Annotated in this window: 15 protein-coding genes; 13 read left to right on the top strand and 2 right to left on the bottom strand. The window is 65.9% G+C overall.

Annotated features, from left to right (window positions below; all coding sequences use genetic code 11):
* The first annotated feature begins 73 nt into the window (after nt 1-73).
* The 9 genes from cheY to flaJ all read left to right on the top strand — a co-directional run bounded on the left by cheY (nt 74) and on the right by flaJ (nt 9,028).
* Entirely contained in the window at nt 74-430 is a 357-nt protein-coding gene (cheY, locus tag RH858_RS15015; protein WP_259534374.1) for a chemotaxis protein CheY, read from the top strand.
* Nucleotides 431-433: 3 nt separating this feature from the next.
* Nucleotides 434-1,648, top strand: a complete 1,215-nt coding sequence (locus RH858_RS15010; RefSeq protein ID WP_310562311.1) for a chemotaxis protein CheC — start codon at nt 434-436, stop codon at nt 1,646-1,648.
* Between the two features lie 10 nt (nt 1,649-1,658).
* Complete coding sequence (locus RH858_RS15005) at nt 1,659-2,177, top strand: chemotaxis protein CheD (RefSeq protein WP_259534372.1); 519 nt, start codon at nt 1,659-1,661, stop codon at nt 2,175-2,177.
* Between the two features lie 97 nt (nt 2,178-2,274).
* Nucleotides 2,275-3,891 carry a FlaD/FlaE family flagellar protein gene (locus RH858_RS15000; RefSeq protein ID WP_310562310.1) on the top strand — a complete coding sequence of 539 codons (1,617 nt, stop codon included), beginning with the start codon at nt 2,275-2,277 and terminating at the stop codon, nt 3,889-3,891.
* Nucleotides 3,881-4,363, top strand: a complete 483-nt coding sequence (locus tag RH858_RS14995; protein WP_310562309.1) for a flagellin — start codon at nt 3,881-3,883, stop codon at nt 4,361-4,363. The genes RH858_RS15000 and RH858_RS14995 overlap by 11 nt, the downstream gene beginning before the upstream one ends.
* Nucleotides 4,364-4,828: a flagellar protein G gene (locus tag RH858_RS14990; RefSeq protein ID WP_310562308.1), complete on the top strand. Its 465-nt coding sequence runs from the start codon at nt 4,364-4,366 to the stop codon at nt 4,826-4,828.
* A 3-nt stretch (nt 4,829-4,831) separates the two neighbouring features.
* Complete coding sequence (locus RH858_RS14985; RefSeq protein WP_310562307.1) at nt 4,832-5,581, top strand: ATPase domain-containing protein; 750 nt, start codon at nt 4,832-4,834, stop codon at nt 5,579-5,581.
* A 38-nt stretch (nt 5,582-5,619) separates the two neighbouring features.
* Entirely contained in the window at nt 5,620-7,290 is a 1,671-nt protein-coding gene (locus RH858_RS14980; RefSeq protein ID WP_259534367.1) for a type II/IV secretion system ATPase subunit, read from the top strand.
* Between the two features lies 1 nt (nt 7,291).
* Entirely contained in the window at nt 7,292-9,028 is a 1,737-nt protein-coding gene (gene flaJ, locus RH858_RS14975) for an archaellar assembly protein FlaJ (protein ID WP_259534366.1), read from the top strand.
* Nucleotides 9,029-9,080: 52 nt separating this feature from the next.
* On the opposite strand, the gene RH858_RS14970 is transcribed toward flaJ, so the two are convergent.
* Together RH858_RS14970 and RH858_RS14965 are read right to left on the bottom strand one after the other, a co-directional pair.
* Nucleotides 9,081-9,770, bottom strand: a complete 690-nt coding sequence (locus tag RH858_RS14970; protein WP_259534365.1) for an ATPase domain-containing protein — start codon at nt 9,768-9,770, stop codon at nt 9,081-9,083.
* A 68-nt stretch (nt 9,771-9,838) separates the two neighbouring features.
* Entirely contained in the window at nt 9,839-10,273 is a 435-nt protein-coding gene (locus RH858_RS14965; RefSeq protein ID WP_259534364.1) for a chemotaxis protein CheW, read from the bottom strand.
* 101 nt (nt 10,274-10,374) lie between these two features.
* Here RH858_RS14965 and RH858_RS14960 point away from each other — a divergent pair, with 101 nt between their 5' ends.
* The 4 genes from RH858_RS14960 to RH858_RS14945 are packed head-to-tail and all read left to right on the top strand — an operon-like array spanning nt 10,375 to nt 15,522.
* The gene (locus RH858_RS14960; protein ID WP_259534363.1) at nt 10,375-11,454 is read left to right on the top strand and encodes a chemotaxis response regulator protein-glutamate methylesterase; all 1,080 of its coding nucleotides are present in this window, start codon (nt 10,375-10,377) and stop codon (nt 11,452-11,454) included.
* A complete protein-coding gene (locus RH858_RS14955) occupies nt 11,454-13,511 on the top strand; it encodes a chemotaxis protein CheA (protein ID WP_310562306.1) in 2,058 nt (685 codons plus the stop codon). The genes RH858_RS14960 and RH858_RS14955 overlap by 1 nt, the downstream gene beginning before the upstream one ends.
* Nucleotides 13,508-14,311, top strand: coding sequence for a protein-glutamate O-methyltransferase CheR (locus tag RH858_RS14950; protein WP_310562305.1), 804 nt, complete (start codon nt 13,508-13,510; stop codon nt 14,309-14,311). The genes RH858_RS14955 and RH858_RS14950 overlap by 4 nt, the downstream gene beginning before the upstream one ends.
* Nucleotides 14,311-15,522: a HEAT repeat domain-containing protein gene (locus RH858_RS14945; protein WP_259534360.1), complete on the top strand. Its 1,212-nt coding sequence runs from the start codon at nt 14,311-14,313 to the stop codon at nt 15,520-15,522. The genes RH858_RS14950 and RH858_RS14945 overlap by 1 nt, the downstream gene beginning before the upstream one ends.
* The last annotated feature ends 9 nt before the right edge of the window (nt 15,523-15,531 follow it).

The following is a 15,531-nucleotide window of genomic DNA, read 5'->3' as shown; positions in this document are numbered from 1 at the left end:
TCTATAGTCAGCGATTCTCAGCGATGAGAACCGCGGGCGAGCGATTAAGTGTGGGACGGACGCCACTCCGGGTATGGCTACGCGCGTGCTCATCGCCGACGACTCGGAGTTCATGCGCAACCTGCTCCGGGAGATTCTCGAGGGGGAGTTCGAGATCGTCGGCGAGGCGGAAAACGGGGTCGAAGCCGTCGACTTGTACGGCGAACACGACCCGGACCTGGTGATGATGGACATCGTGATGCCGATCCGCGACGGGATCGAAGCGACGAGCGAGATCACCGACACGGATCCGAACGCGACGGTGATCATGTGCACAAGCGTCGGACAGGAGGAGAAGATGAAAGCCGCGATCAAGGCCGGGGCCGAGGGGTACATCACGAAGCCGTTTCAAAAGCCCAACGTCCTCGAAGCCATCAATGCGGCGGTCTGATCGATGCGCATCGACGTCCGGGCGCTGGGCGCCTACAGCCGGCTCGCGGATCGGGGCGCAGACAGGGCCGCAAGCGCGCTCGCCGAGTTGACGGGCACCGACCTCCGGGTGGAGGTCACCGGCGCGAGTCTCGCGACCGGCGCCGACCTCGCCGACTCCTTTAAAAACCGCCAGTCGGTCGGCGTGAGCGTCGGCCTCCGGGGCGGGATCGAGGGCGAGGCCGTCCTCGCGTTCGACGCCGACGCCGCCGAGGAGGTGACCGCGCTGTTGCCCGGCGGGGAGTCGATGGGCAAAAGCGCGATCTCCGAACTCGGCAACATCGCACTCGGCGGCTTCCTCGACGGCTGGGCGAACTACCTCGAGACCGGCATCGACATGACCCCACCCCGGTACATCGAGGCGGAAGGTGCCGCCGTGCTCCCCCACGGCGCACAGGCCGACGACGGGGTGTTCCTCTTCGAGAGCCGGCTGGAGGCGCTGTCGGACGACCTGGGCTTTGCGATCTACATGCTTCCGGAGTCGGATCCGTTCCGGAAACTGTTGAACAGCTCTCCCACCCCTGTCGGGCCGGCTGCCGAAGCGTCCGCCGACGCTGACGCCACAGCTCACGCCGACGGGCAACAGACGACGTCGATCCCCTACGAGTCGCTGTCGACGTTCGCGTCGCTTGCAAAACGCGGCTCCGAGAACGCCGCCGGCAACGTCGCCGCCATGACGGGACTGGACACCAGCGTCGAGGTGAGCCGGCTCCGGTTCGTCGCGCTTTCGGATCTCCCGACCGAGATCGGCGACGCCCGCCGGGCCGGCACCGTCTTCGAGCTGGAGGGCGACATCGGGGGGTATCTCGCGATTCTCTTCGAGGAACGGGACGCCGCCCGGATCGCCGGGGCGATGTTGCCGATGGAGCCCGGCGAGCCGCTGGGCGAGATGGCGCAAAACGCCCTCTCGGAGCTGGGGAACGTGATGACCAGCGGCTTCATCGACAGCTGGGCAAACGTGCTCGAAACCACGATCGAACACACCCCGCCGAACTACGTCAACGACATGGGTTCGGCGGTGATGAGTCCCCTTGTCACCCGACTCGGACGGCGACAGGAGTACGGCTTCGTGATCGACGCGACCATCGAAACCGCGGGCGTGGCGGCGACCTGTGACATCTACGCGCTCCCGAACGAACGGGAGCTCGCCGCCGCGCTGTCCGCCCTCGAAGGACGGTGAGGCGCCGACCGTGACCAGACGACCGACCCCGCCCGGCGAACCGCGAGTTCACGGCGGCCCGGAACGTATCGCGGTCGGGATCGCCGAACACGCCGTCGCGACCAACGGGGAGACGCTGACCACGAGCGGGCTCGGCTCCTGTGTCGCCGTCGCCCTGTACGATCCGGAAACCGACGCCAGAGGACTGCTCCACGCGATGCTGCCCGACCGGGACGCACAGGCGCCGCCGACCGCCTCCGCCGCCAAGTACGTCGATTCGGGGATCGAGAGCCTGCTCGACCGGATCCGGAAGGCCGGCGGCGACCCGACCGGGCTCGAGGCTCGGCTCGTCGGCGGCAGCGAGATGATCGACCTGGGCGACGATCCGGTGGGTCCGCGGAACGTCGAGGCGGCGAAGGCGGAACTCGAGGCGCGGTCGATCCCGATCGTCGGCTCCGACGTCGGCGGCGACGTCGGGCGGACGATCCGGTTCGAACCCGACGGATCGCTCCGTGTCCGTGCCGCCGACGGATTCGAACGAACACTTTAAGTGGGAAACTGGCAGTCAGTACTGTCGCCGACAACGAATATCACTGTTGATAGCTGCGGGGGTGCATATAAGTGAGCGTGCGCGGTCTGCTCAGGTAATGGGTATCGAAACGCCGGTCGTGGCCGCGCCGACCGTCGCGTGGCTGGCGGCCACGCTCGGACTCGTCGGGGCCAGTATCCTCGACCGTCTCCTCGACGGAGAGGACGGCGACGACGGGGACGGCGACCCACTCGGCGACGACGGAGGGTTCGGCGACGACGGCCTCGGTGGCGACGACCTCGGCGGGGACGGCCTCGGCGGCGACGACCTCGGCGGGGACGGCCTCGGCGGCGACGACTTCGGCGACGGCCTCGACGGCGAGTTCGACGACTTCGACGACGGACTCGGCGGCGAGTTCGACGAGGAGGGGGCCGACACCGACGAACTGGAAAACCGGCTGGACGAACTGGAAAACGAGGTCGCGACGCTCTCCTCGACCGTCTCGACGGTCCGCTCGGAGAACGAGGAGATCTCCGAAACCGTCGAGAACATCGAGGAGGACGTCCGGAACCTGCTGGACATCTACGAGATGGTGACCCGGGGGATCAACCCGTTCGTCGACGACGAGGGGTTCGACGGCGCCGGCGGCGGGGGCGGCGACTTCGGGCTGTTCGACGACGCCGGCGCCGAAGAGGAAGCGGAAGAACTCGACGAGTCAGTCGCCGGCGCGGAGGCGGACGAGTTCTTCGACGAATCCGTCGTCGAACCCGACGACGAACTCGACGACGAACTCGACGACGCGCTCGGTGACGATCTCGACGAGGAATCGGACACGACCGACAGCGACACCACGGAGACCGACATGAACGACGAAGGCAAGAGTTTCAGCGAGCTAAAGGAGGAGTACGACGCCGGAGAGGCCGACTGGGCCGACGACGTCGGCGCGGAAGACGATCCCGCCGACGGAGCCGACGCGGACGACGAAGTGTCGGTCGAGCCGATCCCGAACGAGATGGAAGAGGAATCGGAGCCGGCGTTCGAAACGGAACCTGAACCCGACCCACAGCCCGGGTTCGAGTCCGAACCGGAGCCGGAGCCCGAACCGGAGCCCGATCCACAGGCCGGGCCCGAACCGGAATCGAAACAGGATCCGCGTTCGTCCCCGGCGGGACAGGGGTTCGACCCGGAGAACGGGCGGGATCCGGCGGCAGCCGGCAAGCGAAACCGACGACGGGGCGAGGACGGATTCGAGTACGTCAGCACCGGCGGGATGGCGAACCAGGAGAAGCCGTACCTCACCTCGTTGCCGGGCGATTACGTCGGCGACCTCGTCGTGATGGAGTGGCTGGAGTTTCTGGTCTCCAACGCGGACGTCACCGACGCGGTGCGGGCAGTCAATTACTACGAGCGCATCGAGTGGATCACCCCGGAGGTCGCCGAGGGACTGCGCGAGTTCCTTTCGGGGTTCGGCCGGGTCGATTTGAACCTGGTCGATCAGCCCGGAACCGACGTGCTCACTCGCGAACACCACACACAGAGCCTCCGATACATCATGCAGTTGAACGGGGCGACGGCCCACTCGGTTCTTCTCGACCGGTGGGACGAACTCGGGAGCGGAGCCGCCTTCGGTGGCCCGGGGGCGGGCGGCGGGAGTTCCGCCTCCGGCGGCGCTCGGTCCGGCAACGGTGCCGGCCAGTCCGAGCCGCACGCCGGGAGGTGGGGCGATGGGCATTAGCGTCTCGGCGTCCACCGCCATCATCTTCGCCGGCCTCCTCGTCGTCCTCGGGGCGCTGTACCCGGTCGCTGCAAACGGGTTCGACCGCGTCGCGACGGCAAACAGCGACCTCCAGGATCGCCACCTGGAGACGCAAAACACCGACCTGGAGTTCGTCCACGCCGTCTACGACGACGAGGCGAACACGCTCACGGTCGAGGTGAACAACACCGGCACCGTCGGGCTCGCGATCCCGGAAACGACGCTTGTAGTCGACAACGAGTTGGTCGCGGTCGAGGGCGACGACACCGCCATCGACGGCGACGTCGGCGGCGACGGCGACGCGGAGACCGAGCTGTGGCTTCCCGGCGAGACGCTCCAGATCAGCGTCGACGTGGACGGGATCGACGTGAGCGAGGGTGACCGAATCACCGTCGTCACGGAGTACGGCGTCGCCGCCGGCGGCGACCTCGAACTGGGGGAGGGAGCGTAGATGGCGAGCGTCTCCATCTCCCACATGGTGATCTTCATCGCGAGCCTCGTCATCGCCGCCGGGGTCGTAGGGACCATGACGACCGGCGTCGATCGGGTCAACTCGGCGATCGACGACGGCAGTATCGACGCCTCCGAGCAACTTCGGACCGACATTACCGTGATCTCCGATTCCGGAAGCGAGGTGTACGACGCCCAGGAGGACACGCTCACTGTCCTCGTGAAAAACACCGGGACGCAGCCGTTACCACCTGACGGGACGAACCTCGACGTGCTCGTCAACGGCCAGTACGTCGTTCCGGGCGACCTGGAGACGGAGGTGGTGAACGGCCCGAACGACGCGTGGAGCCGAAGCGAGGTGATCCGGCTGGAGATCCACAATCAGGCGCTCGAGGAGGGCGATCACCGGGTCCACCTGACGATCAACGGCGAGAAAGAAACGTTCCGGTTCCGATACGTGGAGTGACTCATGGGACGGAACACCCTGCTGTCGCTCGGCCTGGAGGATCACGACCGGCTCAACAAGGAACTCGGCGGTGGGATCCCTCGTGGGAGCATCGTCCTCATCGAGGGCGATTACGGCGCCGGAAAGTCGGCGATGACACAACGGTTCACCTATGGGCTGCTCCAGGAGGACGCCTCGGCCACTGTCCTGTCGACTGAACTCACCGTCCGGGGGTTCATCGACCAGATGCACTCGCTGTCCTACGACGTGGTAAAGCCCCTCTTGAACGAGCAGCTGCTGTTCCTCCATGCCGACTTCGACTCCGGCGGGGCGTTCTCGGACGGGGACGGCGAACGAAAGGAACTGCTCAAGCGGTTGATGGAGGCGGAGGTGATGTGGCAGTCGGACGTGGTCTTTCTGGACACCTTCGACGCCATCCTCCGGAACGATCCGACCTTCGAGGCGCTGGTGCGGGAAAACGAAGAGCGGCAGGCCGCCCTCGAGATCATCTCCTTTTTCAGGGACATTATCTCGGATGGGAAGGTAGTCGTGTTGACGTTCGACCCCTCGACCGTCAACGAGGAGGCGATCGGCCCGTTCCGGGCGATCGCCGACGTCTTCCTGCAGCTGGAGATGATCGAGGTCGGAAACGAGGTCCGCCGGCAGATCAGCGTCAAGCGGTTTGCGGGCATGGGACAGCAGGTCGGCGACACGATCGGCTACTCCGTCCGGTCGGGGACCGGAATCGTAATCGAGAGCAGAAGCGTCGCGTGACCGACCGAACCTGACGAGAACGACGAAACGAACCACCGATGACCGAACACGGGACGACCAAACCGTCGGACGAACTCCGCCAGGCAGCGATGCGGCGGCCCCACCTCCGGGACCACCTGCGGAAGTTCAAGCAGATCACCGGCGAGTTCCCGCAGTTCATCGAAGAGGCGAAAGACGAGTACGAGTCCGACCGGCCGAACGTGCTCTACCCGGTCGGGGGGCCGATCTACTGTCACGTGTACGGCGACATCGGGCAGGACACGAAGTACTACGCCATCGAGCCGGAGCTTTCCGGCGCGGAGTCGCAGGTGCTCGACCGGGTGAAAGACGAGCTGTTGACCGTGAGCGGGCAACACGCTGCCCCGGAGTCGGAGACCGAGTACGACGATCTCATCGAGGAGTTACTCGAGGAGGTGACACACGTCGAACCGCGGCAGTCGGGCCGGCTCGACTCCGTCAAGAAGGCCCTCAACTGGGGGACGGTCTCGGTGTCGAAGGAGACCTACGAGAACATCCGATATCGATTGAACCGCGATATCGTCGGCTACGGCCCGCTGGAACCGGTGATGCGCGATCCAGCGAACGAGGACATTCACGTCATCGGTCCCCACGAGTGTCACGTCGACCACGACGTGTTCGGGATGCTCGAGACGACGATCGACTTCGGCAGCCCGGAGCAGTTCGATAGCTGGCTTCGAAACATGGGCGAACGGATGGGCGATCCCGTCTCCGACTCGGATCCGATCGTCGACTCCACGCTCCCGGGCGGTTCGCGTATCAACATCATCTACTCCGACGACGTCTCCCTGAAGGGGCCGTCGCTGACGATCCGGCAGGGCCAGGAGACCCCGCTGTCGATCAACCAGATCACCCATTGGGGAACGCTCTCGCCGGAGCTCGCAGCGTACCTGTGGCTGTGTCTCGAGAACGAACAGACGGTTTTCGTCGTCGGGGAGACCGCCTCCGGGAAGACGACGACGCTCAACGCGTCGCTGTCGTTCATCCCGAGCGACTCGAAGATCTACACCGCAGAAGACACCGCCGAGGTGATCCCGCCGCACAACACCTGGCAGCAGCTGCTCACCCGTGAGGGGGCCGGTGAGGGCTCCTCGGACGTCGACATGTTCGACCTCGTGGCGGCGGCGCTGCGCTCCCGTCCGGATTACATCATCGTCGGGGAGGTCCGCGGCGCGGAGGGGCGGATGGCGTTCCAGGCGGCCCAGACCGGCCACCCGGTGATGTTGACGTTCCACGCCTCCGACATCGTCTCGATGATCCAGCGGTTCACCTCCGACCCGATCAACGTCCCCGAGACGTTCATGGACAACGCCGACGTCGCGCTGTTTCAAAACCGGGTCAAGCAGGGCGACCAGGTGTTGCGCCGAGTGACAAGCGTCCAGGAGATCGAGGGCTACTCGAAGCAGATGGACGGCGTCATCACCCGCGAGGTGTTCTCCTGGGACCCCGTCGAGGACGAGATCGTCTTCCAGGGAATGAACAACTCTTACGTGCTCGAAGAACAGATCGCGACGCTGCTCGGCTACGCCGACACCCGCGACATCTACGACGACCTGGCGTTCCGCGCCGAACTCGTCGAGCGGATGATCCAGGAGGGGATCCTCGGCTACCACGAGGTGAACGAGACGATCGACGCCTTCCAGCGCGACGGCGTCGAGGGGCTACCGTTCGACATGCACCGGAACGTCTAACATGGCCACGTCACAGGGAGGATCCACGATCGCGAACGCCGTCGCGTTCACCGAGGACCTGCTGGACTCCTACGAGAAGATCGACATCCCGAAACAGCAGTACGTCGGCTACGTCCTCCTCCCGTCGACGCTGCTTCTTGCGGGCACTGTCGTGGCCGCGTTCCTGCTCCCGTTCGCGGCCCCCATCCGGGCGATCTTCCCGTTCGTCGGCGCCCTCGTGTTTGCGGGGGCGGCGCTGTACCCCAAGCTGTACATCAACAGCCGGCGGACCCACATCGAAAACCAGATGCATCTCGTCATGACCCACATGACGGTGCTGTCGACGACGAACATCGATCGGATGGAAGTGTTCCGAACGATCGCAAACGAGGAGGAGTACGGGGTCGCAGCCGAGGAAATCGGTCGGATCGTCCATCTCGTAGACACCTGGAACCAGAGCCTCGACGACGCCTGCCGCCGCCGGGCGAAGGAGGTCCCCTCCGACGTGATGGCGGACTTCTTCGACCGGCTCGGCTACACCGTCGCCGCCGGACAGCCGCTCGAAGACTTCCTGCTTTCCGAACTGGACGTGATGCTCTCGAACTACGAGACCGTCTACGAGTCGGCGTTGGCGAACCTCGAGGTGATGAAGGACCTGTACATCTCGATGATCCTCTCGATGACGTTCGCGCTGGTGTTTGCGGTCGTGTTGCCGATCCTCACCGGCACGGATCCGACGGCGACGGTCGCAGCGGTTATCGTGCTGTTCGCGTTCGTGCAGGCGGGGTTTTACCTCGCGATCCGGACGCTGTCGCCGTACGATCCGATCTGGTACCACCCCGAAACCCGGATCAGACGCGACAAACAGCTGTACGCCGCCTTCGCGGTTGGGGGAGTGAGCACGTTCGCACTCATCTGGATCACCGGGGCCGGACTGCTGGGGATCGGCCCCGGCCTCCCCGGACTGCTGTGGTTCCTCGACGATGTCCGGCAACCGCTGTACCTGTGTGTCCCCCTGACGCCGCTGCTCCTTACGGGGATCATTCTCCGTCGCGAGGAGAAGGCGATCACCGCCCGCGATCAGGCGTTCCCCTCCTTCATCCGGGCGCTGGGCGCGACCGAGAGCGCAAAGCAGTCGACCACCTCGAAGGTGCTCGAGAGCCTGCGAAAGAAGGACTTCGGCGCGCTGTCGCCGTCGGTCGAGCGGCTGTACCGCCGGCTCAACATGCGCTTGAGCCAGGAGGGCGCCTGGCGGGAGTTCACCGTCGACACCCGATCGTATCTCATCCAGAAGTTCTCCGAGATGTATCTCGTCGGTCGGCAGATGGGCGGGGATCCCAAACAGCTCGGCGAACTGATTTCGAAGAACATGAGTGCGGTCAACCAGCTGCGCGAACAGCGCCGTCAGTCGGCCGTGACGCTCATCGGGCTGGTGTACGGGATCACTGCAGCGTCGGCGTTCGCCTTCTTCATCGGCCTCGAGATCGTCATCATCCTGGCGGACCTCTCTGCGGATCTCTCCGTCGATTACATGGACATCGGACAGATCATCTACGCCGGCGTCTACGACATCCCCGTCATCGAGTTCCTCCTGCTCATGGTGATCCTCTTTAATGCGGTGCTGTCGTCGGTGATGATCCGCACGATCGACGGGGGCAACCCCGCAAACGGCTACATCCACTTCGTGCTACTCACGTGGCTGGGTTGTCTGACGGCGATCGCGACGCGGATACTCGTGGGGAACCTGCTGACGATCTGACGACGGGGCCCGCTGTTCGTCGGACGGGGCGTCGACCTCCAGAACCGCTGTGTCACCGGCGTTTCGCCTGCCCAACCTCGAGCCCGTCGGCACCGAACCCGACGTCGTGGATCCGGGTGTCGACGTCGGTGCCGCGCATCTTCAACACCTGAATCCCCCGTTCCATCCCGTCCTCCTGGAGGTAGTTGTGCATGAAGACGACGCCGTGGGCGAGGTAATGTTCCCGCGAATAGGCGTTCGGATCAGTCATCTCGGAGATGAGAATCGTCGTGGCGTCGGTCCGCTTGAGCGCCGACAGGAACTGGATCGCCGTGTCCTCCTCGTCGTCGAGCAGATAATGCAGAAGCATCGTCGAGTCGAAGACGACCCGGCTGACGTCCCTGGAGTCGATGTAGGCGGTGAGTCGGTTCGAGACGTTGGCCTGGTTTCGACGTTCGCCCTTCTGCCCGAAGAACCGCCGACCGTCCGAGGACAGCGCATCGAGGAACGTGATCCGGTCGGTCGACACCGCGTGATCGAACCCGAACTCGTAGCCCGCCATGTCCTCGATGATGTCCCGTTTCGTCTCGTGCATGCTGACGAAGAGCGTCTTCTCGTCTGCCCTGGCCCCTTCGGCGGCGAACTGCGCGCAAAACGTCGTTTTGCCGCTTCCGGGGGGCCCGCTGACGACGTAGAGCCGGCCCTCGGGAAACCCGCCCTCGACAATATCGTCGAACCCGGGGACCCCACTAGAGATGCGCATACTCGAACGAGCGACAGGACCGCCGATAAGTGTTCGTCCCCGGTTTTCAATGATGAGAACGAGACGTATCACTCGACAGACACGGAGGGGTCGACCCAGACGACGAACCGGTCGTCGGACTTCACGATTCCGCGGATCCCGTCGTCGTCGGCGATCGTGTTCTCGTCGACACGTTCGGGATCGACGTCCCGAACCTGGAACACCTCGTCGACCATCCAGCCGACGGTTCCACCCTCTTCGAGTGCGTTCTCGTCGAACACGACGATCCGGTCGCGGGGGCCCGCCTCGTCGATCTCGAACACTGTCTTGGGATCGACGATCGTCGTCGTCTTTCCACGGAGATCCATCACGCCCTCGATGTGGGGGGGCGAGTTGGGGATTCGCGTCAGTTCGGCGGCGTCGACGATCTCGTCGATGGTGTCGATGTCCAGACAGTACCTGTCGGATCCCAGCCCGAACTCGAGGACCTTGGTGGCCTCGACCGTCGGTTCCGTAGCTGCCATGTTCGAAACTCCGTTAGCACTCCCATAACGGTGACCCTCGAATTATCACGACCGATATGCGGGACGGTGGGTTTATCGGATCGCTGTGCCCCTTTTCGCGTATGTCAGGAACCGTCGACCGGGGCGACCGCGACCCCGGGGACGACGCTCCCCGGGCGGTCGTCGTCGACGACTCGTCGTTCATGCGGGCGGTCATCTCGGACCTGTTGTCCGACGCCGGCATTCCAGTCGTCGGTGAGGCCTCCGACGGGAGGGAGGCGATCGAGGTCGTCGCCGAAGCCCGTCCGGACGTCGTCACGATGGACGTCGAGATGCCCAGGATGGACGGATTGGAGGCGCTGGATCGGATCATGGCGGAGACGCCGACGCCGGTGTTGATGCTGTCGGCGTACACCGACGAGGGGGCCGAGGTCACCTTCGAGGCGCTGGACCGCGGCGCAGTCGACTTCTTCGCGAAGCCGGGCGGCGAGATCTCCTCGGGGGTCTCCCGGGAGCGCGATCGGCTGGTCGAGGCTGTGCGATCGGCTGCCGCCGCCGACCTCGAGGCCGCAACCCGGAATCGAACCCCCACCGACAGTCCAACGAGTGCAGCGGCGTCGACGGTCGAGATCGAGCAACCGCTCACCGTGGTGATCGGCGCTTCGACGGGCGGTCCCAACGCCGTCGAGCACGTGATGGCGGCGCTTCCGGAAACGAACTGTCGAGTGCTCGTGGTCCAGCACATGCCCGCGGCGTTCACCGGACGGTTCGCAGACCGGCTCGACGGGGTCTCCGCCTACGACGTCTCGGAAGCGACCGACGGCGACCGGATCGGCCCGGGCGAGGCTCTCGTGGCCCCCGGCGGCACGCACACGAGAGTCGACAGCTACCGCGCCGGCCGACTCCGGGTCCGCCTCGAGGAGGACGACTCCCTTCCGGTCACCCCTGCCGTCGACGTGACCATGAAGTCGGCGGCTCGGGCCGTCGACGATCCGCTGGTCGGCGTCGTGTTGACGGGGATGGGGTCCGACGGCGCGGAGGGGATCCGCGCGGTCCGGGAGGCCGGGGGGCGGACGCTCGCACAAAGTGAAGACACCTGTGTGATCTACGGAATGCCCAGGCGAGCCGTCGAGACCGGTGCAGTCGACGACGTTCGCGATCTCGACGCCATCGCCGACGCCATCGTGGGGGGTGTGTCCTGATGGACTCCCATCGCGCCGCGTTCGTCGCCGAGGCGGAAGACGGGATCACCGACCTGAACAACGCGCTGCTCGCGCTGGAAGCAGATCCCGGCGATTCCGGAGCGATCGACGACGTGTTTCGGGTCGCACACACCCTGAAAGGCAACGCCGCGGCGATGGGGTACGACGGCGTCTCGGAACTGGCTCACACGCTAGAGGACCTGCTCGACGACGTCAGGACAGACGACCTCGAGGTGACGCCCGAACTGATGGATCTGCTGTTCGAGGGCGTCGACGCGATCGAGGCGATGGTCGGAGAAATCGCCGACGACGGCGAGGTGAGAACGGATGCCGGCGGAATCGAACGGCGCCTCCGGGAGTGGGAAACCGACGACGGTCTCGGTGACGGCGACGATACCGGCAGCGGGACCGAGGCGATCGACGAACTGGACGCCGACTCCTCGGAGCTCGTCCGGGCGTCGGTTCGGATCGGCGAGACGGCGATGCCGGGCGTCGACGCGACGTTCGTGCTCGAAACCCTGCAGGAAATCGTCGACGCGTTCGCGACCGATCCCGACCCCGAACTCCTCGAGGACGGCGAGTACGGCGACGGGTTCGACGCGTATCTGCCGGCGGCAGACGGCGCCGGCGCAACCGCGGCGATCGAGGAGTTGCCCCAGGTGGAGCGCGTCGAGACCGTTCCCCTCGGAGGAGGGCCGGATTCAGACGACGACCGCGAGGGAGACGCCAGTCCGTCGGAGAACGAGACCGACGACCCCGCCGGCGGAACAGGAAGCGAGGAACCCGGCGGCGAAAAACCGGACGACGACGAGAAACCGGACGACGAGAAACCGGACGACGAGAAATCGAACGACGAGATATCCACGATCCGGGTCGACGTCGAACAGGTGGACGAGCTGTACGGCCTGGTCGAACAGCTGGTGACGAGCCGTATCAAGCTCCGTCGCGAGCTGGAGTCGGCGGGCGTCGAGTCGGACGCGCTCGACGAACTGGACAAGCTCGCAAACAGCCTCCAGGACACCGCGATGGACATGCGGCTCGTCCCCTTCTCGCAGGTCGCCGACTCGTTTCCCCGGCTGGTGCGCGACGTCGCCCGCGACGTCGACAAACAGGTCGCTTTCGAGATGGAAGGCGGTGACGTCGAACTCGACCGGACGATCCTCACCGAGATGCGGGATCCGCTGGTTCACGTGCTCCGGAACGCCGTCGATCACGGGATCGAATCGCCCGAGGAACGCGAGGCCGCCGGCAAGGATCCGACCGGAACCGTCGAGTTGACTGCGACGCGGAGCCGCGATCACGTCGTCATCGAGGTGTCCGACGACGGCGCCGGCATCGACCCCGACGAGCTCGCCGAGAAGGCGATCGACGAGGGCGTCGTCACCCGCGAGGAGGTCACGGCGATGGACGACGGGGAGATCTACGACCTGGTGTTTCATCCCGGCCTGTCGACCGCAGAGGAGGTGACCGACGTCTCCGGACGCGGTGTCGGCATGGACGTCGTACGGACGACGGCCCGCGGGCTCGACGGCTCGGTGTCGATCGACAGCGAACCGGGCGCCGGCACGACCATACGGTTTCGGCTGCCGGTCACCGTCGCGATCGTGAAGGTAATGTTCGTCAGGGTTGGCGACACCGAATACGGCATCCCGATCAAGAGCATCGCCGAGGTGTCCCGCGCGGACGACGTCGCGGAGGTGCACGGCGAGGAGGTCATCCGCCACGAGGACGACCTGTATCCGGTGATCCGGCTGGCGGATCGCCTCGGGGAACGACCGCTGGATACCGGCGGCGAGATGACGAGCGCGGCCGCCTCGACGAGCGCGGCGGCGACCGACGGCGGGGACGCAAACGGCGTCGATACCGAGGACGGAATGCTCGTCAGGATCCGCGAGGAGACCCGGCAGGTCGCGTTACACTGCGACGAGGTGCTCGATCAGGAGGAGATCGTTGTGAAACCGCTCGAAGGACCGCTCTCTGGGACCCCGGGCATCGGCGGTACGGCGGTGCTCGGCGACGGGGACGTGGTCGCCGTACTCGACGTGATGAGCTTATGACCGGTGAAACTCCCTTCGAGGGTGTGTTGCGCCAGATCGAAGACTCCGTCCCGTTCGAGCCGGGCTATTACAACGAGTCGTACCTCGATCGGCGGATCTCCGCCCGGATGCGGCGCCGCGACGTCGACGACCACACGGAGTACGAGCGGCTGCTCCGGGAGGAACCCGACGAACGGGAGGCGCTGATGGACGCACTCACGATCAACGTCACCGAGTTCTTCCGCAACCCCGAGATGTGGGAGGTTCTCAGGGGGGTGCTCCGGGAGATGACCGAAACGAAGCGCCAGGTAAACGTCTGGTCTGCACCGTGTGCGGACGGTCGGGAGCCGTACTCGGCGGCGATGCTCGCGTGTGACGACCCCGAGATCGACGAGCGCCGGCTCTCCGTGCTCGGGACGGACATCAGCGACGAGGCGCTGGAAAACGCCAGGGCAGGCGTCTACCACACCACCCGAACCACGGACATCGCCGCGGAACTCGAACCGCTGTCAGCGCCCGAACAGTGGGTCGACCGCGACGGCGACTCCTTCCGGGTTCGGGACCAGGTAAAAGAGCTCGTCGAGTTCGAGAAACACGACCTGATCCGGGACGGACAGATGTCGGCGTTCGACGTCGTGTTTTGTCGCAACCTGCTCATCTACATCGACTCCGGGCACAAGGGCGACGTCTTCGACACGCTCGAGTCGTCGCTGTCCCCGGGGAGCGTGCTGGTGGTGGGAATGACCGAGAGCGTTCCCCCGGACCGTCGGGATCGGTACGAACCGGTAAACAAGCGCCGTCGCGTGTTCAGGTGGGCGTGATGTCGCTGTACGAACTCGCCCGCGAGGGCAACGTCGAACGGCTCAGGGACGCGCTCAACAGCGACAGCCCCGCAGTCAGGCGGCGCGCGGCCGAACTCCTGGGGGAGCTGGGAGACGAGGACGACCAGCCCACGATCGACGCGCTGTTGCGGGCGGCAACCCGCGACGAGGAAACCCGCGTACGGGGGGCCGCGATCGACGCGCTGGATCAGGTGGGGCAGTCGGCGGTCGAACAGTTGCTCCGGGAGCTCACCGGCGGCGGCGCCGGCGACGCAGACTGGGTTGCGGCCCGGCGGTTCGCCCGGGCGCTGTCGGCCGAACGGCCGGAGCTCCGGATGGCGGCGGCGAACGCGCTCGGCCGACTCAACGACCCCGACACCGTCCCGGCGCTGGTAAATGCACTCGAGGACGAGGATCCCCGAGTTCGACTGCGCGCATGTCACGCCTGCGGGTCCATCGCCGATCCGCGAACCGTCCCGCGGCTGGTCGACCGACTCGGCGACCAGCCCCGGATCCGACACGCCGCCGCGAACGCACTGGGGGCGATCGCGACCGACCGGGCGCTTTCCGCGCTCATCGAACTGCTCGAAGACGACGACGAGTCGATCCGTCGGATCGCCGCAAGCGCACTCGGGGAGGCGAACAACGCCAGGCCGATCGAGCCGTTGGCGCGAGCGCTCGGCGACGACAGCGAGATCGTCCGCAAGGCGGCGGTGTACTCGATCCTCGAACTGCTGTCGAACGTCCCGACCGACCGCAGCCACGCGGTCAGGGATCGGATCGTCTCGCAGCTTCGCGAGACCGGTGACGCCACCGCGATCGAACCCCTTGTAGAGATCATCAGAAAAGGTCGACAGGACCGGCAGCGCCGCAACGCCGCCTGGATCCTCGGGAGAGTCGCCGACTCGGACTCCGAGGCCGCGATCGGGGCGCTGGCCGACGCGTTGGCCGACGAGGACGAACGAACCGCTCAGTTTGCGGCCACGAGCCTGGCGTCGATCGGTGGCCCGGTCGTCGAATCGGCGCTGCTGGACCGACTCGATCCCGATGTCGAGGAAGGTGCCCGGGCGAAGGCGGCGTTCGTCCTCGGCCAGGTCGGCGGAACGCAGGCCAGAGACCGGCTCGAAAAGCTCACAGACGACGACAGTGCCGCGGTCCGGAAGCGAGCCTTCGCGGCGGTGTCGAAGCTCAGGGCAGGTGGTGACGCGTGAGGGGTGCTC

Source organism: Halalkaliarchaeum sp. AArc-GB, from assembly GCF_031432225.1.
Lineage (GTDB): Archaea > Halobacteriota > Halobacteria > Halobacteriales > Haloferacaceae > Halalkaliarchaeum.
The sequence above is the reverse complement of the archived record's forward strand: the minus strand, read 5'-3'. Positions and strand labels throughout refer to the sequence as shown.

Bases quoted from the DNA above. Each gene is read 5' to 3' on its own strand.
- RH858_RS14945 (WP_259534360.1), top strand. From the start codon at position 14,311: ATGTCGCTGTACGAACTCGCCCGCGAGGGCAACGTCGAACGGCTCAGG.
- RH858_RS14995 (WP_310562309.1), top strand. From the start codon at position 3,881: ATGGGCATTAGCGTCTCGGCGTCCACCGCCATCATCTTCGCCGGCCTC.
- RH858_RS14950 (WP_310562305.1), top strand. From the start codon at position 13,508: ATGACCGGTGAAACTCCCTTCGAGGGTGTGTTGCGCCAGATCGAAGAC.
- RH858_RS14990 (WP_310562308.1), top strand. From the start codon at position 4,364: ATGGCGAGCGTCTCCATCTCCCACATGGTGATCTTCATCGCGAGCCTC.
- RH858_RS15010 (WP_310562311.1), top strand. From the start codon at position 434: ATGCGCATCGACGTCCGGGCGCTGGGCGCCTACAGCCGGCTCGCGGAT.
- RH858_RS15000 (WP_310562310.1), top strand. From the start codon at position 2,275: ATGGGTATCGAAACGCCGGTCGTGGCCGCGCCGACCGTCGCGTGGCTG.
- RH858_RS14965 (WP_259534364.1), bottom strand. From the start codon at position 10,273: ATGGCAGCTACGGAACCGACGGTCGAGGCCACCAAGGTCCTCGAGTTC.
- cheY (WP_259534374.1), top strand. From the start codon at position 74: ATGGCTACGCGCGTGCTCATCGCCGACGACTCGGAGTTCATGCGCAAC.
- RH858_RS14980 (WP_259534367.1), top strand. From the start codon at position 5,620: ATGACCGAACACGGGACGACCAAACCGTCGGACGAACTCCGCCAGGCA.
- RH858_RS14960 (WP_259534363.1), top strand. From the start codon at position 10,375: ATGTCAGGAACCGTCGACCGGGGCGACCGCGACCCCGGGGACGACGCT.
- RH858_RS14970 (WP_259534365.1), bottom strand. From the start codon at position 9,770: ATGCGCATCTCTAGTGGGGTCCCCGGGTTCGACGATATTGTCGAGGGC.
- RH858_RS14985 (WP_310562307.1), top strand. From the start codon at position 4,832: ATGGGACGGAACACCCTGCTGTCGCTCGGCCTGGAGGATCACGACCGG.
- flaJ (WP_259534366.1), top strand. From the start codon at position 7,292: ATGGCCACGTCACAGGGAGGATCCACGATCGCGAACGCCGTCGCGTTC.
- RH858_RS14955 (WP_310562306.1), top strand. From the start codon at position 11,454: ATGGACTCCCATCGCGCCGCGTTCGTCGCCGAGGCGGAAGACGGGATC.